The sequence below is a fragment of the Flammeovirga sp. EKP202 genome (genome assembly GCF_014534745.1).
Lineage (GTDB): Bacteria > Bacteroidota > Bacteroidia > Cytophagales > Flammeovirgaceae > Flammeovirga.
On the sequence record NZ_JACVVP010000008.1, the window covers coordinates 1 to 21,554 of the forward strand.

The following is a 21,554-nucleotide window of genomic DNA, read 5'->3' on the forward strand; positions in this document are numbered from 1 at the left end:
TAAAAACAGCTTAATTTAGCATCCTTATATTTATACTTTTACCATTCGCAAATTTTTGGTGAGCGAAAGGTCAGTTAATACGGGAAATATTCTTTGTTAGAATAGAACTTCTTGTCCACTACTCCCTTCTAAAAGGTATTTTAATTTCAAAGAAATGGAGAAGAAATACTTTGTTACATCAGCACAGAAATAATATTAGGGCACAAAAAAAGGTGAAAAGATCTACATCTTTTCACCTTCAATTCAATGATGTGTGTGAATTAATAAGGAAGCAAGTTGAAAGTAAGCTCTACGTCATCTGCGTATTCTTCACCACTTTCTAACATGTCAACATCGTTTTCTTCATAATACCAGTTCACAACAACTTTACCTTCTTTGTTATTCTGGTATTCTTCAAGCAAAGTCAAAATCTCTAAAAATCTTCTTGATGAAGATGTATTAAAGTAAGACATCTTGAAATTCATTGTAATTTCTTTTCCCGACTCTTCTAAATAGTCCTCAAGCCAGCTAAAAATAGGACCAAAAAATTCTGTAGTATATTCGTGATACGATTCCCCTTCTATTTCTAAAACTCCTGTTTCAGCATTGAAATCAATTCTCGGAATATAAGTTGATCCGTCAATATGGAAGTTTTCCATGCTATTTTAATTTTGTAGTTCCTTGTTAACTCTAACCGATAATATAAAAAATGATCTGGTCTCGTCGTACTCTTTTATATTAATTTCAATCGGGTTTCCTGATTTACGAACCATGTCGATGAAACCTAAGTTTGCTCCCGGCTTACCTTCACGCTGAGGAGCCTTACGTTGCTCACGATAGAATTCTTTTAGTTTTTCAGGCGATAGTCCATTGATGTAATTAGCCCTTTCAATCAAAGGGGGAACCTCTGTTTTGACTATACAGTTTCCCGAAGTAATTATATAATGATGATCATCTTCTGCTATAGCTACAATTCCCACGCCAATATCTCTTCCATCCTTCTCGGAGTATTGTTTTTCTGCAGAATAGTGATGAATATTTTGCGCCATTTCAATTACTATTGCAAAAAGGCGCTTTGCAATTACTCTACTTTCGGGAGTGTTGCGTAAACTTTTACCTATCAATGCAAGAACATCCTGAGAAAAAATTCCCTGGAATGCAAGCGATATTTTTTTCATCGCCAGTTGCTGCTTGAAAGTCTTCACGCTAAAATGTTCCATGTACCCCATAGATATCCTCGGTATAATGCGTTAAATCGTTTAAAAAATTCCTAATAATCAATAAGCTTCCGTCAAATATTACACGAGAGTGCGAGTAGATCAATAGTATCTAAATCCAATAATACTATTTTTTTTGTAAATATTTAAGAACCAATAAGATTATTATTATTTTCTTTAAAAAGGTTATTACAATAACGTCAAAAAAAGATTATCAGTATATAAAACTTATCTTTATTTTTGCATTTATAATACCAAACATGAAATTTTTAGTCATTAATGATGAAAAAGACATACATAAGTTTTTCAATTTTAATTTTTTCGTTCTTAGTAAATCCATTATTCGCTCAATCAAAAATTGTTTTCGATTCATTAGTTCATGACTTCGGAGATATAAAAGAAGAGGATGGAGACGCTGAAGCGATCTTTGATTTTACAAACCAAGGAAATAAGCCATTACAACTGACAAGCGTAAAAGCAAGTTGTGGATGTACCACACCCAATTGGTCTACTGAAGAAGTAGCCGTAAAAGGTAAAGGGTATGTACAAGTAAGTTATTCCACTAAAAATAGACCTGGTCCATTTACAAAAACAATTTCAGTGAGAACAAATGGTAATCCACAAGTATTGGTATTAACCATTAAAGGAAATGTGATTCCAAGACCGAAAGGCCCTAAAGATTGGTACCCTCACGAAATTGGTAATTTGAGATTTAAAACTACTCATATTTTATTCGGCAATATTCTAAACACACAGAAAGACACAGTCTCTACTATTATTTATAATCAAGGTATTGCTCCTGTTAAAATAAAGTTTGATGAAGTGAAAGTGCCTGATTATATCAAAGTGTGGGGTACAAAAGACAAATTGAGTATTAACGATACAGCGACGGTTTATATTAGTTATGATGCTTCAATGAAAGACGATTATGGCTACTTATTTGAATATTTCCAATTGCCTACATCTGATTTAGACTCTCCTAAAAAACGTATCAATATTAGTGCACATATTAAGGAAGATTTCGCAAGTTTAGCTGAGGATGGAAGTACACCAACAGTTGAATTTGATAAAACAGTACAGCAGTTGGGAGAAATGAAAGCATTGGATAAAAAATCTGTTGCATTTACAATTTCCAATAAAGGAACATCTGAGTTAATCCTTAGAAAAGTAAAAGCAAGTTGTGGATGTACTGCCACAAAGCCTCAAAAAACAACGTTAGCTCCAGGTGAAAGTACAAAATTAGATGTCACATTTACAGCGGGTAATTACAACCGTCAAGTAAAGAAGTCAATTACAATTATTACGAATGATCCTAAAAAACCGGAGAGCACATTGTATATTGAGGCAGATGTGAAATCGACAGAAGGAAACTAAAAAATGACAAACAAGATAAAAGTACTAGTAGGAGTAAACCTATTGCTGATCGCAGCTATAGGTTTCTCCTTTGTTGATTTTTCAACAGCAAGCAAACCAGAAAATCTTACTTTTTTTAAGGTTGAACACTTAGGTGATATCACTCAATTTGATATTGACGGTCATTCTATTCAGAAATTAGAAGATGGACGATGGGTAATGGATCAGAATATTGATTTATCTCCTCAAAAAGTAGGTCGTTTATTTCAAACAATACAGCAAACACGTATCGTCGAAAACAAGGACAGAGTCATTGAAGGAGGAAAAGATGTTGTCATCTATATTTCTAACGTTCCGGTGATCACTGCAAAAATTCAATCTGAAAGTGATATTGTTTCTTATGGCGAAATCAATGGCGAAACGTATGCTATTGAAATACCTGGACAGTTTGTAAACTTAGAAGAAATATTTTCTCCAACTAAGGCAGAATGGAGAGATAAGACAATATTTAGAACTTCTTGGAAAACATTGAAAACTTTTGATTTGCAGTATGATAGAAACCCTGAGAATAACGTGTTGATTTCATTTGAAGATCCTTTTTACAATGTTATAGGCGTTAATATTTTAGATTCGGCTGCTGTTTATCAATTTGTTAGTTCCCTGCCTAAAACGCAAGGATCTAACTTTGAAGTGAGAAATTCTTTCATTGCAGATACAGTTTCAAAATATAAACCATTTTGTAAAGTGAAAATGGAAGATTTAATACCTGCTTATAACGTAGAAGTGGGAATTTACCCTTTCCAAAATAAGGTTTTTGCTTACTTCCCGAAAACAAAAGAAGTGGCTGAAATTGATACAAAACAGATTCAAGATGTCTTGGTGTCATGGCACTTTTTTGATGCAAATGATCCTCGAAAAAGAAAATAAATTATGATTGCTTTCTTTGATTCTGGGTTAGGAGGTTTATCAGTATGGAAAACCTATTATCAGCAGGTACCTCAACAGTCTATGCTCTACTTTGCAGACCAAAAGTATATTCCTTATGGTTCGAAGACAAAAGAAGAGTTAATTGATCGTGCAATTAAAATTACTGACTTTCTGATTTCGAAAGGAGCAACTATAATTGTGGTGGCTTGTAACACTGCGACTGCTGCAGTTATTAAGCCATTGAGAGAGAAATATTCTATCCCTTTTGTGGGGATGGAACCTGCTATTAAACCTGCAGCCATCTCTTCTCAAACGAAGTCGATTGGGGTACTAGCTACAGAAGGGACTTTTTCAGGAGAACTATTCCAACAGACCAAAGAAAAATTTACTAAGGGCATAAATGTTATTGTACAGCCAGGCTATGGAATGGTGGAGTTGGTAGAGGAAGGTTTGATGAGAACCCCAAAAGCAAAGGAATTATTAGAGCCACTCGTGCATCCAATGCTAAAAGAAAATGTGGATCATATTGTGTTAGGTTGCACACACTACCCTTTTTTGAAAGACGATCTTCAAGAGATTGTGGGAGAAAAGGTTCAATTGATAGACCCTTCCCCTGCAGTAGTGAAACAAATCAATAGATTGTTACCCGATCCCTTATTAAATAAAGAGGCTAAATATCAATTCTATACTTCAAGTCCCAATGTAGTTTCTTTTCAGGCGGGTGTAGAAAAGCTCATCGGTAAGAATATAAAAGTTGATTATCAATCATTTGATTTATAATTCAGATTAAAATAAAGTAAAAGGGTAGGCCATACGTTTACCTTTTACTTTTTCTATCTATTTTACTCTTCCCAATCTAGAATAAATAATGCTCAATACTTGTAGTATAGGTTGTTGTTTATTATTAACTAAATTTCATTTCATCTTACCATTAAATGGACGAAATTTCGTTCGTTAAACCTACACTTATTAGAAATGAAAAAATTATCAACCTATACCATTTTATCTACCTTATTATTTCATCTACCTTTTGCATTTATTTATGCACAATCGCCAAAAGAGAAAGGACTAAAGGCAATAGATGAGGGAACAATAGCTTCTACAATAACATATCTTTCTTCAGATTGGATGGAAGGAAGAGAGGCAGGGCGACCTGGAGCTTACAAATCAGCTGAATACTTAGCGAGCATGTTCGAATTTATGGGATTGGAACCCGCTGGGGATGTTATTAATGGTAAACCAACTTATTTTCAGGCCTTTGATGTATTAGAATACAAAGCAGCGGAAGAACAACACCTGTCTATTAAAAATAGTAAAGGACAGGAATTTACATTTACCAATCATACAGATTTTGAAGTTAAAGCGGCTCCGACTAGCATTAATGGTGGAGGAAACCTTATATTTGTGGGTTACGGGCTACAGGTTGACTCTCTGGGCTATGATGATTTCTATGAAAAGAGTAAACTTCAAGGGAAAATATGGGTGAGGCTTAAGGGTGTACCTCAGGAAGGACAAATTGCTAATTCACTGAAGGAAGTACCACAAAAGCAGATCCATAAATTAAAAGAACAATTAGCAGACAAATATGGTGCATTGGCGATTATCGAAATTGAACTTAATGGATTCCTACCTCAGCATGCAAACAATATTCCTTTTAGAGATAATAGGAAATATTATGAGGGAGATAGACCACTATCTTCATTTTATGACACAAGGATATACAGTCCTGTAACAAAACAGAGTACAATACCTCCTGTTTTTATGGGTGGAGAATATATAATGGCTTCTTTGGTTGACAGAACGGAAGTTGAGACGTACGAAGCTTCTATTGGTAAAAGTAAACTACATAAAGTCTCTCTTTTGGCATCTTCAGCGTCTTTTCAAGCGAATGCTGATGTGGAAAGAATTAGAGTAAGAAATGTTTTAGCAAAGATCGAAGGTGCTAAGTCAGATAGTTTGGTCATGATTGGAGCTCATTATGATCACTTAGGTAAGCGTGAAGGATATATTTGGAATGGTGCGGATGATAATGCTTCGGGTGTTGCAGCCATATTGGGGATTGCCAAGGCCGCTAAAGCTACAGGGGTGAAACCGAATAAAACATTACTTTTTGCAGCTTGGACAGCGGAGGAAAAAGGATTACATGGCTCAAAAAATTTCTTGAGAACGTTTGAAGATAAGTCAAAAATCAAGATGTATTTAAACTTTGACATGATTGGAAGAAGAGGAGATTGGCATTCAAAAGATAATCAAGTCAGTTTTATCTACAACGAAAACAGTCCTTCTACTTGGACGCTAAATGCTGATAATATCGAAAAGTATAATATCAACCTTGAGATGTTTGAAGGAAAAACAAAACAAGGTCAAGCAGGAGGGTCTGATAATGTAAATTTCGATAAAGAAGGAATTCCCTATTTCTGGTACCATACTGGAGGGCACGAAGATTATCATCAGGTATCTGATCATGCAGATAAAATTATGATGGATAAGGCAGCTGAAATCACAAAATTAAGTTTCTTGAATATTTGGGATATGGCAAAGTAAAAGCCAGTATTTCATTATAAATAAAGAGTCACTCTATCATAATTTAACGATGATAGAGTGACTTTTTTAATTTTCAAATTGGAGGTATTATCCTTTTTGAGCAAGCATTTCCATTTCCTTGTCCATTTTTACCTTTTCTTTAAGCTGTTTAATTTTTGCCTTCTGTGCTTTTTTTACCGCTTTCCAGTCTTTACCACTTACCACGTGGGTTTTATCTGCGGTTTTCATCGTTAAGATTGCTTGAGTAGTAGGAATAGGTGCTACAGCACAAAATAGTGGATTGACAGTTACGGCAAGTGTCCAACCAGAAACAGCAAAAGTTTGGGAAGTTCGTGACTTCTTATATCTTTTAGTATTATAATATTCTAAAACATGTCCATCTAGTTCTTGAATCATGAGGTTGTATTCTTCAATAAAATCTGCGGTTTTATCATAAGTATCTAATGATTCATAGCGGACATAATCAATTTCATGTGCAGGTATCTTGTGATATTTTTTTTTCCTTTTATAGACAATTTCTGTAGGAGTTGATTTTTTCTGTTTCAATTCCGCTTTAGTGATAGAAATAAGGTCTCCATTTTTCATATGGAGATTGATATTATCAGCTTCTGTTGGAATTGATATAGCAGAAACTATAGCTTGTGTGATGACGGCAATAGGCATAGGTATCTCAATTGTATTGTTTGTGATATTTATCTAAGTATACGTAAAATGTACGATGTGTAACAATGTGTATTGGTTCAAAAACTTTACTTAAAAGCTCAAAATTATCTTTATTTAATAATTTTTTATCTTATTTATTCTAAATAATTAAAAAGATTGACATTAAACAAGTGATTTTAGTTTCAATAACATATTCTTGATAAAGAAGTAGTAAAGTACATGTTGATAATTGTTGGCTAACAGGTTTAGATTACATACCAAATATCAGAGTGAGGTGATTTCAGAGTGTGAAAAAGAAGGTATTAAATATTCATTATCAAACAACTATTTTATAGCACTCTAATTTTCAAGACAAGTATTAATGATTTCTTCAGGGTAATCATTGAGTTTGAGAATTTCAATGGCATTGAATCTACTAAGCTTCCCTTTTTTTAACTTATGATCAAAATATATTTTTTCATCTTTTACGATTTCAGAAAAATGCCAAAGTTCATATCGGTCTGATTGTAATTCTGTCAATTCCAGGTCGTGCGTAGCTACGAAGGTATAGTGATTACCTTTTGATAAGTAAGATAATATGGCGTTAGCACTTTTGATACGTTCTATCGTATTTGTTCCTTTGAAAAGTTCATCCATTACAAATAAGCTTGGAGCGGATTCTTGGGAGGCCTCAACAATTTTTTTGATAGATTTTACCTCTTGTAAATAGTAAGAGGTGTTTTCTTTTAAACTATCACTGATTCTAATGCTCGAATAAATTTTAAAGTAAGGAGCGTTGTAATGTTTGCCAAAACAGAAATCAAATGTTTGTGCTAGTAGTGCATTGATGGATACCATTCTTATGAATGTTGTTTTTCCAGACATGTTAGACCCTGTCAGTAACATTCCTTTTTTATTGAGTGAAAATGAATTGGGTGTGCAATCTTTTAATAAAGGATGTATTATTTCTTCAACATGAAAGTGTTTAGAAAAATGAGGCTGACATGTAATTAATTCACCAGATAGTACATTAGCAATAGATTGAGCACTATCAATTAGACCTATATATTGGAATAACTCATCTATAGTATTCTTATGTTTCCCTAGTTTTTGGACACAACTATAAAATGCAATCACTTCTACATTGAAAAGAATTTTTAAGAGTTCAACGTTCCAAATCAACAATTGAGCAATTGGATCTTGATCATTGTCAGAAGTGAATTGGATGAAGTAGGAGTAAATTTTTAGTTTCTTGAGTTCTTTCGTAGAGACATTGTTTATTTCATTTTCAAAATAAGGCTTTAGCTTTGATTTTACTTTAAGCATTTTGAATAAAACGGAGAGCCCTTCACTGTAATGATCAACATTTTTCTTATTGACATAATGCATTGCCATATTGATAATAAATAAAGGAATCACTAGCAAAAGTAATGATGGATACCATACAGATAGTACGATTGAAATAAACGTGGTAATGCTACTCAAAAAACAAAACCAATAATAAGAAGGAATTTTGAGATGTGGATCATGTATAAGCTTTTCCACATTGTATCCTCTAGGTGATGCTAATTGTTGTAGAATAGATTGAATTTGAATACGTTCATTTTCTTTTTGTTGGAAGAACTGAACAAGATTAGTGAAATTATTTTTTTGATGAGGGGACTGAATCGTTAGAAATTTATAATACAAAAACTGCTCACCGATACTTGATAAAGTTCTATTGATAAACCGAAAGATGTCATGAAGATCAAGGTCGGCAACTGTATTTTCAGCTATTGTTTGATAGGTATTTGAACTATGTTTCGACTTTAAGAAATACCGATTAACCCTATCAAAGTTGATATACCTGTCCTCATTCTCTTTACCCCAATTTTCAAGAAGTGAATGATAGCGTTTCTTTTTCTCTTTTCTATTGTGATAGTACTGAAGAAGGAGAAAAAGAAATAATAGAAATAGAATGACAAAAAAGAGAGATTTCATTAGCGTTGAATCAAAATAATCTCATCACTTCCTGTAATCTCCGGCGTTTGTTCTCTATTGTTTAAACGTCTTGCCATGTAAGGAACATTATCAACAATATAGGCTTTCATTTCTCCTAAAGTCACTTTTCTGTCTTTATTGGTATCTGCAGCACCTTGTAGTCCTTTCAGATAATAATAAGTGAATAGAGAATGGTATTTTTCATTGTACCAAGAAGAAACTTGCTCTGAAGCAGCTGAGGTGAGAATGACTACGTTTTCATCTCGTAACACCTTATTTTCCGATTTGATAAATACAGGAGAAATATTTTTCAATAACATTCCCCCTTCAGAACTTCCACTGAAACAGGCATCCACCACAATAGTGAGAGATTTGTATGGTACTAAACCTAAGTTTTCATAAAAAGTATCTAAAGAATAGCCATTAAAATGAATCAAAGAAGGATCAGTGTCAACAGGTACAAAATAGCCTTTATTGGTCTCTGGATTTGGGGCTCCATGTCCTGAATAATAGACAAAGACATCCGATACGTTGGGTTTTACATAATTGTAAAGTTTGCCTTTGGCATTTCCTTTAATTCCAAAAATGGCATTGAAATCAGCCTGAGAAGCATCTTCAATATAAATGATATTTTCTTCTTTGAATCCAAATCCGTATTTAAGGTAAGACTTTACCATCTTAGCATCATTGATCGCAAATTTTACCTCAGGGACATCATTGTTTCTGTATGTTCTATTTCCTATTACAACAGCCACGGCATTTTCGTTGACTTTACCATAGGTAGGAATATTTTGATCAACATCACTTAACGGAAATTTCTCTACTACAGGAGCGGCTACTACCTCTTTTTCTTTAGCACCTTTGCTACCTTTTAGCGGTTTTGGTTGTTTTCCCTTGGTGTAATCTGTCTTTTGTGTAGGAGCAATTGAAGGTATTTTCATTGATGAAATATCTACTTTTGTTCCGTTTTTTCGAGCCAAATTACATTGTTGCTTAAAGTCGTCAAAGTTCAATTGAATAAGTCGTTGAGCAAATTCTTTGATATTGGAAGAATAGCGTTTTTTCGATGTCATTTTTTGAACAACAAAAACATTAGAAGAGTTGGCGTCTCTTAAAAGTAGGTATAAATCCAGGTAATTCCCTTTAGGTGTTTTGTGTAATTTATAAGAAACCTCAATGTATGATTTTTGACGTTGTCCCATTACAGCTTTTCTGATTTGATTGTTTCTGAGATGACAAACATTTTCAGCTTCAATTTTTCGCATTCGGGTTTGAGTGTCAATTACATTAAAGGCATTATAAATACATGCTTCTTCTATGGTTTGCAGGACCATTTTTGTATTGTAGACATTGTAATTGTCACATATTGACTCACCTTCTTCGGTGTAAGGGAAGATGACAAGGGTATTCTGAGCGAAGGCTAAAATAGGGAAAAACAATAATAATGATAGTATCGACTTCATTTGAGCTTATTAGATCTTTGTTTTTTTGTTGTTCAATTTCATGATGAAGATAATGAAATAATTTTACAATAAACTTACAATCATGTAATGCTATTGCCATTAATAAATAGTAATTTTGAATAACAAATAACATATATATCCAAAAAAATCCTATATACCGTAATTTATGATAAACCAAGAGAAGATAGCAGCATTAATCAATAGTAGTAATTACATCAGTAGAGATTTAAGCTGGCTTCAGTTCAATTATAGAGTTTTATATCAAGCACAGATGTCTTCGAGAACAGTTTTCGAAAGACTGAAGTTTTTGGCGATTACTGCCTCAAACTTAGATGAGTTTTTTATGATTCGTGTCGGATCGCTTTATAATTACATTGATTACGGTAAACGCAGAACGGATTACTCAGGATTAAGAGAAGATCAATTCAAGCAAAAACTATTTCAAGACGTTCATGATTTTTCTAAGCAACAGTCTGAATTGTTGTTGGATGAATTGCAGCCTGAGTTTGAAAATAACGGTTTCAAAATTTTAGATGTAAAAGATCTGAATGATAATGAGAGAGAGCATGTGGATAAATACTTCAACAGAATGGTTTTCCCAATGCTTACTCCGATGGTCTATGATACGTATCATGCATTTCCTGTATTACAAAACTTACTGACCATCTTTGGAGTCGTGACTACGGATAAAAGAGAGGAAACAGGTAATAGAAGAAAAATTTCATTTGTTCAAATTCCTAAAAACCTTCCGAAGTTTTTCCAGATTGAAAGAGAAGATTATTGGGTATTTGTACCTATTGAATCGATCATTGAAGCACACATTACGCGTCTTTTTAGAAATGTAGAAGTAGAGTCAGTTGATTTATTTAGATTAACAAGAAACGGTGACTTCACATTGGATGAGAGTGATGATTTGGATACTGACTTTTTAAATGAATTAAAATCAAAATTAAGAACTCGTAAAACAGGTAGGGTAGTGAGAATGGAAATCACTGAAAACCCAAGTCCAATGTTGAGAGAGGTCTTAATGGAGCGTTTTGATATAGATGAGGACAATATTTTTGAGTCTCCAGTATTATTGGATCATACAAGATATTGGCAGATTGTAGGACATAAAGCCTTTGCTTATTTACAACCTACTTCTCCTCAGTTTACAACTCCTGTTGCAATGCAAAGCATTAAGAAAGGAGATAGCGACAATATTTTTGACCGCTTGAAGAAACAAGATATTTTCTTACATCACCCTTACAATAGCCCAGATACAATGTTGGAACTGTTGGAGGCAGCGGCAGATGATCCGAAAGTATTGGCAATCAAAATGACAATTTACCGTCTAGCAAAAGATTCTAGAGTAACCAAAGCGTTATTAGCTGCGGTGGAAAGTGGTAAGCAGGTGTCGGTACTCTTTGAAGTAAAGGCTCGTTTTGATGAAGAGAACAACTTACAAGAAGCGAAGAAATTGCAAGAGGCAGGGTGTTTTGTGATTTATGGTATGTCAGCCGTAAAGACACACACCAAGTTGATGCTTGTCGTAAGAAATGAAGGGGATCAAGTGACAAGATATGCTCACTTAGGTAGCGGTAACTACAATGAATCAACGGCGAAGCTCTATACTGATATTGGTCTATTGACTTCAAAGGAAGCTTACGGAGAAGATGTATCAGAGTTCTTTAATGCCATTACAGGTCACTCTCAACCGAAGCGTTATAACCAAATCCTCACTGCACCTCGTCAGATGAGAAAAGGTTTTATTAACTTAATTGAGCAAGAAGCTAAAAACGCTAAAGATGGTTTGCCATCAGGTATTATGATCAAAGTGAACTCATTCCAGGATGATAAAATGATGGATGCACTTTATGCTGCTTCTCAAGCGGGCGTAAAAATACACTTGATTGTCAGAGGTATTTGCTGTATTCGTCCTGGCCGTGAAGGATTAAGTGAAAATATTACGGTAAGATCGATTGTGGGTGATTTCTTAGAGCATACAAGATTGTTCTATTTCCATAACAACGGTGATCCAATTGTGTATGGTGGTAGTGCGGATGCAATGACAAGATCATTTGACCGAAGAATTGAATCTCAGTTCGAAATTGTAGATCCATTATGTAAAAAAGAAGCCATCAACATTCTTGATTTCAACTTAAAGGATAATGTCAACAGCTTCGTAATGAACGAAGATGGTTCTTACACCAAACAAACGATTAAAGAGGGAGATAGATCATTTAATGTCTTCAATGAGTTCTACAATGTAACTCAGAAAGTAGTCAATAAATCAAAAATATTTTAATGGATTATACCTATCAGCAGATTCTCCCCAAAATAGCCGCTTATTGTTCTTACCAAGATCGTTGTCAGCAAGAAATTGTAAACCGATTAAAAAAGTGGGAATATGCAGAGGAGGATATCCCTGAAGTATTAGCATGGTTGAAGGAGAATAAATTTTGGGATGAAAAAAGGTATGCTTCTTCTTTTGTAAGAGGAAAATTCAGAAGTAATAAATGGGGGAGACGCAAAATTCAGATGGCTTTACATCAGAAGGGCGTCTCTCCTTCTTTAGGAAAAGAAGCCTTGAATGAAATCAACGATGAAGAGTATTATGAAATTGCCTTAGGCATTGCTCTCAAAAAAGTTGAAAGATTGATCGAAAAAGGAGAAGAAAATCATTTAGTCAAAGGGAAAGCACTTCAACATTTAGCAGGCAAAGGGTTTGAAACAGAAGTTTGCTACAATGCGGTAGAAGATGCTCTTTTCGAAGTGAAAAATAAGGAGGAATAATGAACTCTTCTAAAACATAGAGGAGGCGAATTGAAATGAAAAGTTTGATTCGCCTCCTTATTTTTTATCATTGGAGTGATGCTAAATTCTCACTTTACAAGAAATCTCTCCTTGTTTCGTATTACAATAACCAATAAATTGTGAAATGCTTTCAACACTCTATTCAGCAAACTAATTTTTTAAGGATAGACGTCATTGTGTTTATTCAATGTTAGCCAATATTTTCTTCAATCTTAATCACATATTTAAAAGTAATATGAAGAAGATTTATTTTAAGATATGCATATTCGGAATATTAATTTCAATGATAATGGTATCATGTAAATCCAAATTAAATTATTACCAAAATAGAAAAGTAATAAAAGAAGCTTGTGAATTAAATTTTCATATTAAAGATACAGTAGTAGTTGGTGGGATTTATTCTAATTGTATGGAATATTCTTCATTTAACTTAATAGAAAAAGATAACTGTTATGATAAATTTGATATGCACCTGAACTTTGATAAAGTAACTTTCACACAAGAACAAAGAATTAGATACTATGAAATGCAAGGTTGTATGAAAAGTATGAAAATGATTTTAAAAGGGGTATTAATACAAGATGAAAAATCTGAATATGGACATTTAGGTTCTAACAATTCGGAATTAGAGGTTTTAGAAATTGTGTATTTTGGGAAAGTGAAATCTTCTAAAATAAAAACCCCAAAAATTTAGAAGCAGAACCTAGTGTTTTAGTTAAAGTTTGAAGTCATTTTTTCTATTAAATAGAAGACTTTAAAGATATGTTGTCAAACCATTGAAAGACTTACTGAAATCCCAACTTATAATTTTCTTTTTAATTATTGAGCTTGGGTGTAAAAAAAAAGATAAGGATCGTAAATGTCCAAATTGTGGAGGTGACTGGTTAATAAAAGGTTTAACATTTAATGATTTTTGCACATTTAAATGTGATGATTGTAGATGAATTTCTGAGTTTTCATCAAACAAATAATAACTAAATGGTATCAGTAACTAAAAACAGCATTTTCAACAATACTGTCTTCAATACAGTTTAGTAACTTCGTTATGCAGAGAATAAGTGAAAAATAAAGAGGAAGATGAAAGAAGAGATTCTATTTATAAGTAACCTGATTGACATTGATTCTGGACATGTTCAGATTAATAAAAAGTTGTTTTATCATAAAATGAGTTTTGAAGAAGCACTTAATCAGTCTGAAGATGTTAAACATGAAACATTAGACTATAAAAACGGTTACAAGTGGATTAATTTAAAAGAGGTTGAATTACCTGGTGCCTTTTTTCATTTTAATTTCTGTTTCAAAAATGACCAGCTTGATTTTATTGACTTTGGATTTTCTTTACTTAGCGAATTAAAAAAGACATGGGCAGATTGGACTGAAGCAAATGAACTAAGAAAAAAGGAATTATACGAAAGGTGGTTAACTGATAATCTAAGCCAAAGAAGAAAATTCAAATGGGGTAATATTGAAACAGATTATGATCCAAAAGGCGGAACAGCTAGAATTATGATAAAATATAAATAGCGAAAAGCACAACACTGTAAAGACCTATAGATTAGACGGTAGTAAATTCAAGTGCTGTAGCTTCGTTTCAACTTTCATGTAACTTGACAGGAAAGTGATAGGAAATAGGTTGCTGTTCTAATAAGCAACGTAATTAAAGTATAAATGACCTTAACCCTAAAGGTAGACATTCCATTTCGTTACGAACTTTTTCTAGATTGTTTTTCCTATCATTTTAGCCGAAATGTACTTGAATCAAGTATTAGAATCGCATTCTTTACCAAATTTGAACCCTATCTTCTTCTTTTCTCCACATTCCATCATACTGACGTACATCAAAAGCTTCATAAAAGGGAGTGAAATTAGAAAGAGGACCGTTGACCCTATATTCTCCCGGAGGGTGTGTTTCTGTCATTAATTTCTGTCGGAGTACCTCCACACGAGTTTTCGATCTCCAAAGTGTAGCCCAAGAAATAAAGAAGCGTTGTTGAGGAGTGAAACCATCAATTTTTGTAATATCAACATTCGCCCCTTGTGTTTGTTCCAAAGCATGATAGGCCATTGCCAAGCCACTAAGATCTGCTATATTTTCGTTGAGTGTAAGGTTGCCATTGATGGTAATACCGGGGAGAGGTTCATAGTGATCAAACTGATCAATTAATTTCCTCGTTCTATTTTTGAAAGCGTAATAATCTTTAGAGGTCCACCAGTTTTGGACGTTCCCTTCCGCATTATAACGTCTTCCAATATTATCAAAACCGTGTGTAATTTCATGAGCGATCACGGCCCCAATAGCTCCATAGTTTACAGCATCATCTGCTTGATGATGAAAGAAAGGTGGCTGTAAAATACCTGCCGTTATTACAAATTCATTATAGAGTGTATGATAGTAAGCGTTGACAGTTTGAGGAGTAATAATCCATTTTTTAGCACTGCTTCCTTTATTAAAAGCATCAATTTTATTTTGAAAAAGCCATTGGTTGGATAGGATAATATTTTCGTAATAGGAGTCACCTAACTTTAAAGAAGTATAAGAAGGGAATTTTTGTGGGTAGCCAATTTTTACGGTTAATTTGTTGAGTTTGAGTAACGCACTTTTCTTGGTATTGCTGTCCATCCACTCAATATTCCTAATATGTTCAGCAGCCGTGAGTAATATATTATCAATCATCTCCTTGACTTCAGCTTTAGCTTCCTCTGGAAAATAATTGGCGATATACATTTCTCCAACAGCAAACCCAACAGCCTTATTGGTCGCTTTTAACACTGCTTTCCATCGGTAGGGCTGTTCTCTTAATCCATCTCTTTTTTTACCAAAATATCGGAAGTCTTCCGTTACAAATTGATGCGATAGATAAGGAGCGGCATGATGTAAAACCCTCCATTGTAAGTAATTTTTTATTTTCTCAATTCCATTTTTCAGAATGATGGCATCTATGCTTGAAAAGTAAGTGATGTTGGTGACAATAACAGTATCAGTTTGCACACCAATTTCTCTGTTGTACTGTTTCCAGACAAAGGATTGGCAAAGGTCGGTTAACTCAGGAAGTGATTTAAGATTGTAATACTTTTCGTTGGTGTGATTCCGGATTGAAATATTAAACTGTTCAGCAATATCTTCTTCCACAGTGTAGGCAGTTTTTGCTACTTTAAGAGATTTTGGATCAGAGTAGCCCAATAGTTTGAACATTCGTTGGATATGTTCTAGGTACTCCATTCTCATTTTAATGGCATTTGAATCTTGCAGGGCGTAAAAGTCAGTATTATGAATACTGATTCCCGATAATTCAAGGAAAATACTCTGTTTATTATTTCTGTAAGAATCTTGAAAAATGGTAGGTTTGAAAAAAGGATGAATCCCTTTGGTATGAAGTTGAGTTACTACTTTTTGAAGGTCAAAGAAGTTCTCAATGGCATTAATTTCTTTTAAGATGGGTTGAATTGGTTCAGTTCCAAGCTTTTCAATTTTGGCAGAGTCCATTCCCTCTTTGAAAAAGAGAACAGCTTTGGAGGTATTTGAGTTTTCTTGGTAATTTCCTTCACGCAAAGTGGTTTCAAGCAATGATTTTATTCTGATATTATTTTTTAATCTTAATGCAGAATAATTACCCCAAGAACCTCTGTCCTTTGGAATGGGCTCTTTATTTTGCCAGTTACCGTTGACGTATTGATAGAAATTATCTTTTGGAGAAGTGAGTGTATCAAAATCACTCAAGTCAAAAAAATGAGAAGGATGGAATTGTTCTCCTTGTTCTTCTTCATTACACGAAGAGAAAAAAAGGACGGAAATGATGAATAAGAGATAAAAAATGGTTTTCATACTTCTAAAATACAACCTGAATCCAAATTATAACTTTTCAGAAGTAAAAAAGAACACTAGTCTTATAAAACTAAACTTAATGTCTTTCTATAATACCATTCTTTAATAGCCATAGCACAGTCTCTTGCCGATGCAAAAGAATCGACTGTAATATCTCTTAAGTCGTTGGATGCCTGCATTAAGAATACTCTTTTTGAAAGAATGTAGGAAATATAAATGGTTAAATGTTTTCCTTCAATTGCCAATTCAATAAAACCATCCAGCTTGTTTCCATTCGAAAACATTTTTGTAATATCTGTTTCAATATCTTCTTGAATCAGGTATTCCTCCAAAAGGAAAAGGTTTTGTTGTTGTACAATAGCGGCATTTCGGATTCTCATCTGAAATTTATGCAATGCATCATTGATCGCAGTGGCAGAATAAGATTGCTCTAGAATTTCTTGTTGATGAGAAAGTACATACAAAGGTTCATGAATGTCCTCTAAGAAATCAACATTGATCGAAAGTTGATGGAACCATTGTGATTCCCATTCCAGAAATAATGGGGAAGGAATGATACCGGATACATCAAATGTATTGTGCCAGATGTTATAAAAGAAGGCTTCATTTTGCACTAAATCTAACTTGGTGTCATTGAGTTCTTCTGCTATTTCTTGCACGGCACCTAGCTTGTGTCTTAATACCGCATTCGTGGATTTTTCAGGTTGGAAGTTTTCCCATTCCTGCCAAGTATAATCTTCCCAATCAAAGAAGTAAAGATTGTTTAATCGCTTTTTATAGTCAAAAACAGAGTCTTCATCTAACACATAACCAGGGTAATAGAAGCTCTTGTTAGTGCTTTGTGCATACTCGATTTCAAGGAGCATGGTAGTGATACCCAATGATTGTTTGCTGTAATCTGGATCAAACAAAGCCAGAATACTACAAATTGATTCTTTCCCTAAATCCATAAAGGAGATGGCAGCAATTTTATCACCATCGAGGATTTGAAGTTCCCAAGTCTCAAAAGGCGACTCTTCATTGCCTTCTTCAAGGAAATAGTTTTTAAGTGAGGTAGGAGAGTTGGGTGATTGAAAACGTCCTTTATGTTCAGCATACATTCTTTCTTTTTCCTCTGTAATTTCCAGAGGTTGTATTTTGACTTCATATTGGCTGTTTTTACGAATAAGCTTTCGTTGGCTTTTCGAAAACTTAAAACCGTCAAGACCTACACGTATGGGCACGATGGAGTAGACATGATTTCTAAAGTAAATCATCTCATAGCGGGACATCATTGGTCCATCTCTAAACCAAGCCTCTTCTAAATACTCATCTAATGTCTCGCCTGTACAGTCTACAGGCATAAAATAATCAAAAGTCATCGTCATTTCGCCACTTCACGTTGCTTCTACTCCCAAATAAAAAATGAAATACGTACTTTTGCATGACGAATGCAAAAAGAATCTCGTTTGAATCTTCAAAAATGAAGTAATTTTAACGAATATATAAAATCTGAGTGAGATAATTGTGGAACTAAACAAGCAAAAAATAGGAGTTGTTGGTGGTAACCAAGGATTAGGGAGCTGGGTTGTGAAATTTTTCAGAGCACAGGGAATCGAAACAAGGTTTTCATCAAGAGGAAAAGAAAGTGAATTTGAGTCGAATAGACAGTTAGCAGATTGGGCGGATATTGTGATCCTAGCAGTGCCTATCTCAGCAATGTCTAATGTGATGGAGGAAGTGTTTCCATCATTGGATGATAAGTACTTGGTAGATTTATGTTCAGTGAAAAAATTTGTGGTAGAGAAATACCTATCTCTAAGACAAGTCTATTCTGAAGTATTGCCAAGGTATCTTTCTATTCACCCTATGTTTGGTCCTTCAATCAAAAGCTTTGATGGCAACGTGGTTTTGTTCAATCATGTGGATGGTGCTGAAGACCTAGAACAAGCTTTCAAGGCATTTTTTACTTCTCATAAAGGGATTGTAAAAGATGTTGAATATATCAAGCATGACAAGCAAATGGGATTAGTGCAAGGCCTAAATCACTTCAATGTTTTTGTGTCAGCCAAGACAATGGCAAGATATAACGAAGACTTTGAAGATATTAAGAGTGTTGCTTCCCCTCCTTACAGAATTTTTATCGTATTTTATACTCGATATGTCATGCAGAATCCATTGCTATATGCTGACATTCAAATGAGAAATGAATTTGTGTATGAGGTAGTACGTATTTTCAGAGATGAAATGAACAAACTGTTTGATATCATTCAGACAAGAGATAGAGATTCATTCATCGATTACATTTCAGAAATGCAGGGTTTCTTCTCTCAAAATGAGGGAGACATAGAAGTGTCGAGTCACTTGATGCAGAAGTTGAGCGAAAGGCTAGAAATGTAATCTTAATGCTGTAAACAATTACACATTTTACATTGTTGTAAGTTTAGATTAGAATAAGAAATTATTTACTGCTTTTTTCAGAAGAAGGGAAAGGATAAAAATTTGGAAGTGAAGTTCACTTCATAAATAGATATGGAAGAATATAGTCAAGGTTTAGAATTGATTAAAGAAGGTAAGTACACTGAAGCCGTGTCTTACTTTAATGCTGTATTAAAAGAGAACGAGAAAAATGTGGGTGCTTTCTACCACCGATCAGTTGCTCGTTACAAAATGAAGGCTTATGACGGTGCATTAGGAGATATCAATAAAGCGATTAACCTTCAGCCGTTGAATGCAGACTTTTTCGCTCACCGTGGAATTGTATTGCATATGCAAGGAAATAGCAAGAGAGCTATTCTTGATTTTGATAAAGCCATCCAAATAGAACCTCAAAACCCTTTCAGGTACTCTAGTCGTGCATTCGTGAAAGCACACATGAAAGACACAAAAGGGGCCATTGCTGATTATGAAAAGGCCATTGAGTTGGACCCTGAAGATGCAATTGCACACAACAACCTTGGGTTAATTCAAGAACAGACTGGAGCTTGGGACAAGGCTCAAGAGCACTACAAAAAATCAAATGATCTTGTAGGCTATGAAGGTATTGATCCTGAGAAAAAAGAAATCACAGAACTTTTAGAAGACTGGAAAGAAGAGAAAGCAAAGCAAGAGGAAGAACAACGTCAGTTGATTCAAGAAAAAGCGGCAATCTCTAAAGCTCAAATGGAACAACAACAAGCTGTTGGTGGTTTTTGGGGTATCGTTAAGAGCGTTTTTACTGATAAAGCAGTTTTCCAGGAGTTTATCGATTTCGTGAAAAACGGATTTAAACTACCAAATCAGAATAAATAAGTATACTTAAGTGTACACACGTTAAATTGATTGATTCACGCTTATGAATTGAATTCAAATAAGAATTCATTTTAATCTTTAATTAAAGAGTGAAGGGAACTTTTATAATTGGATCGTATTCTTTTATATTAAGCAAGAGTATTGTGTTACGAGATGTATAAATTGACGATTTTACACTCAAAATGATAACTTTCAAAATAGTAAATCAACACTCTTTCTTTAAACCAATTTAGAGTAAACCTTAAACCAAAACTTGATTATCAACAGAGATGAGCGGAACAAGCAATTACGTTAAAAAAGAAGAAATTAATCATCTTAATGACGAAGAAATGTCGAAAAAAGATACCTCTCAGGAAGAAGTAAAAGATTCGGCTAACTTACTGCCTAATAACACAACTGGTGAAGAAAATAATGCTTCTGACCCAACAGCTGTTAATAAAACTCAGTCTTCAGCTAAAGAAGAAGAGGAAACGGAAGATTATTACTACAGGCCAGAGGATTTCAACCTCACGGAAAAAGACTTACAGTCTTTAAATGAGTTTGATGAATTACGCATTGAAGTAGACCCCAAACAGACAGCCCTTAGAATTGATAAGTTTCTAGTAGATAGAATTCCTAATCTATCTAGAAACCGAATTCAAAGTGGATTAAAAGACGGTCACTTCCTAGTGAATGGTTTGCCTGTAAAACCAAATTATAAAGTAGCAGCAGGTGATGTAGTGATGGTATTTATGCCAAAACCTAGAGCACAAGAAATTGAACCTCAAAATATCCCGCTTGATATTGTATATGAAGATGAGGACCTTTTGATTGTCAATAAAAAGCCTGGAATGGTGGTGCATCCTGGTTTTAATAATACATCAGGTACTTTGGTCAATGCCCTTTCTTATCATTTTAAAGACCTTCCAACTTCTTTCAACGGAAGTGATAAACCGGGGTTGGTTCACCGAATTGATAAGGATACATCAGGGTTGTTGGTGATTGCAAAAACAGAACATTCGCTAACACACTTGTCAAAGCAATTTTATGATCATACCATTGAGAGGACTTATAACCTTTTAGTTTGGGGTACTTTCCCGGATGAAGAAAAAGAAGGAACTATAAGATCTATGATTGGTAGATCAGCACAAGATAGAAGAGTTTACACTGTACTTCCTGATGATGCAACCTATGGAAAGCATGCCATCACACACTATAAGGTATTGAAAGATATGCGTTATGTAAGTTTGGTAGAATGTAAGCTGGAAACGGGTAGAACACACCAAATTCGTGTTCATATGCGTTATTTAGGTCATCCTTTATTCTCAGATGCCATGTATGGAGGAGATAAAATATTGAAAGGAGTAAGTACTGGAAAATATAAAACATTCGTTGAAAATAATTTCAAGATTTGTCCACGTCAAGCATTACATGCCAAGTCATTAGGATTTGAGCATCCTGTAACAGGAAAGTGGATGCAATTCAATTCAGAAATCCCTCAAGATATGCAAAGGTTAATTCGCAGATGGGAAGATTTCTTAAGATATGGTTAAAAAAGAAAAGCCTCACTGAAAAGTGGGG

19 protein-coding genes are annotated in these 21,554 nt (G+C 34.2%); 12 read left to right on the forward strand and 7 right to left on the reverse strand.

Going from position 1 to position 21,554, the window contains the following annotated elements:
• Positions 1–260: 260 nt before the first annotated feature.
• On the reverse strand, positions 261–638 hold the full coding sequence (locus IC221_RS06455) for a DUF1987 domain-containing protein (protein WP_044205426.1): 378 nt from the start codon (positions 636–638) through the stop codon (positions 261–263).
• 6 nt (positions 639–644) lie between these two features.
• The gene (locus IC221_RS06460) at positions 645–1,199 is read right to left on the reverse strand and encodes a SiaB family protein kinase (protein WP_156152342.1); all 555 of its coding nucleotides are present in this window, start codon (positions 1,197–1,199) and stop codon (positions 645–647) included.
• 279 nt (positions 1,200–1,478) lie between these two features.
• On the opposite strand from IC221_RS06460, the gene IC221_RS06465 reads away from it, so the two are divergent.
• The 4 genes from IC221_RS06465 (at position 1,479) to IC221_RS06480 (ending at position 6,020) form a co-directional block, all read left to right on the forward strand.
• The gene (locus IC221_RS06465; protein WP_188168177.1) at positions 1,479–2,570 is read left to right on the forward strand and encodes a DUF1573 domain-containing protein; all 1,092 of its coding nucleotides are present in this window, start codon (positions 1,479–1,481) and stop codon (positions 2,568–2,570) included.
• 3 nt (positions 2,571–2,573) lie between these two features.
• The gene (locus IC221_RS06470) at positions 2,574–3,476 is read left to right on the forward strand and encodes a hypothetical protein (RefSeq protein WP_188168178.1); all 903 of its coding nucleotides are present in this window, start codon (positions 2,574–2,576) and stop codon (positions 3,474–3,476) included.
• A gap of 3 nt (positions 3,477–3,479) precedes the next feature.
• Complete coding sequence (murI, locus tag IC221_RS06475) at positions 3,480–4,256, forward strand: glutamate racemase (protein WP_188168179.1); 777 nt, start codon at positions 3,480–3,482, stop codon at positions 4,254–4,256.
• 195 nt (positions 4,257–4,451) lie between these two features.
• Positions 4,452–6,020, forward strand: a complete 1,569-nt coding sequence (locus IC221_RS06480) for a M20/M25/M40 family metallo-hydrolase (RefSeq protein ID WP_188168180.1) — start codon at positions 4,452–4,454, stop codon at positions 6,018–6,020.
• Between the two features lie 87 nt (positions 6,021–6,107).
• Here the strand turns inward: IC221_RS06480 and IC221_RS06485 are convergent, their stop codons facing one another.
• The 3 genes from IC221_RS06485 to IC221_RS06495 all read right to left on the reverse strand — a co-directional run bounded on the left by IC221_RS06485 (position 6,108) and on the right by IC221_RS06495 (position 10,105).
• Positions 6,108–6,683: a hypothetical protein gene (locus IC221_RS06485; protein WP_188168181.1), complete on the reverse strand. Its 576-nt coding sequence runs from the start codon at positions 6,681–6,683 to the stop codon at positions 6,108–6,110.
• A gap of 339 nt (positions 6,684–7,022) precedes the next feature.
• Entirely contained in the window at positions 7,023–8,642 is a 1,620-nt protein-coding gene (locus IC221_RS06490) for a DNA mismatch repair protein MutS (RefSeq protein ID WP_188168182.1), read from the reverse strand.
• Positions 8,642–10,105: a caspase family protein gene (locus IC221_RS06495; protein ID WP_188168183.1), complete on the reverse strand. Its 1,464-nt coding sequence runs from the start codon at positions 10,103–10,105 to the stop codon at positions 8,642–8,644. The genes IC221_RS06490 and IC221_RS06495 overlap by 1 nt, the downstream gene beginning before the upstream one ends.
• Before the next feature lie 166 nt (positions 10,106–10,271).
• Here IC221_RS06495 and ppk1 point away from each other — a divergent pair, with 166 nt between their 5' ends.
• The 5 genes from ppk1 to IC221_RS06520 all read left to right on the forward strand — a co-directional run bounded on the left by ppk1 (position 10,272) and on the right by IC221_RS06520 (position 14,425).
• A complete protein-coding gene (gene ppk1, locus IC221_RS06500; protein WP_188168184.1) occupies positions 10,272–12,392 on the forward strand; it encodes a polyphosphate kinase 1 in 2,121 nt (706 codons plus the stop codon).
• Entirely contained in the window at positions 12,392–12,880 is a 489-nt protein-coding gene (locus IC221_RS06505) for a regulatory protein RecX (protein WP_188168185.1), read from the forward strand. The genes ppk1 and IC221_RS06505 overlap by 1 nt, the downstream gene beginning before the upstream one ends.
• A 256-nt stretch (positions 12,881–13,136) precedes the next feature.
• Positions 13,137–13,595, forward strand: coding sequence for a hypothetical protein (locus IC221_RS06510; protein ID WP_188168186.1), 459 nt, complete (start codon positions 13,137–13,139; stop codon positions 13,593–13,595).
• 82 nt (positions 13,596–13,677) lie between these two features.
• Positions 13,678–13,845: a DUF2310 family Zn-ribbon-containing protein gene (locus IC221_RS29865; protein WP_188168187.1), complete on the forward strand. Its 168-nt coding sequence runs from the start codon at positions 13,678–13,680 to the stop codon at positions 13,843–13,845.
• 133 nt (positions 13,846–13,978) lie between these two features.
• A complete protein-coding gene (locus IC221_RS06520) occupies positions 13,979–14,425 on the forward strand; it encodes a hypothetical protein (RefSeq protein WP_188168188.1) in 447 nt (148 codons plus the stop codon).
• A gap of 256 nt (positions 14,426–14,681) precedes the next feature.
• On the opposite strand, the gene IC221_RS06525 is transcribed toward IC221_RS06520, so the two are convergent.
• On the reverse strand, positions 14,682–16,724 hold the full coding sequence (locus tag IC221_RS06525; RefSeq protein WP_188168189.1) for a M13 family metallopeptidase: 2,043 nt from the start codon (positions 16,722–16,724) through the stop codon (positions 14,682–14,684).
• Between the two features lie 62 nt (positions 16,725–16,786).
• Positions 16,787–18,085: a hypothetical protein gene (locus IC221_RS06530; protein WP_188168190.1), complete on the reverse strand. Its 1,299-nt coding sequence runs from the start codon at positions 18,083–18,085 to the stop codon at positions 16,787–16,789.
• Positions 18,086–18,230: 145 nt separating this feature from the next.
• Between IC221_RS06530 and IC221_RS06535 the strand changes: the two genes are divergently transcribed.
• From IC221_RS06535 to IC221_RS06545, 3 genes are all read left to right on the forward strand, one after another.
• Entirely contained in the window at positions 18,231–19,103 is an 873-nt protein-coding gene (locus tag IC221_RS06535; protein ID WP_188168191.1) for a prephenate dehydrogenase/arogenate dehydrogenase family protein, read from the forward strand.
• 132 nt (positions 19,104–19,235) lie between these two features.
• Positions 19,236–19,994, forward strand: coding sequence for a tetratricopeptide repeat protein (locus tag IC221_RS06540; RefSeq protein WP_188168192.1), 759 nt, complete (start codon positions 19,236–19,238; stop codon positions 19,992–19,994).
• A 269-nt stretch (positions 19,995–20,263) separates the two neighbouring features.
• Positions 20,264–21,526, forward strand: coding sequence for an RluA family pseudouridine synthase (locus tag IC221_RS06545; RefSeq protein ID WP_223241312.1), 1,263 nt, complete (start codon positions 20,264–20,266; stop codon positions 21,524–21,526).
• Positions 21,527–21,554 lie beyond the last annotated feature (28 nt).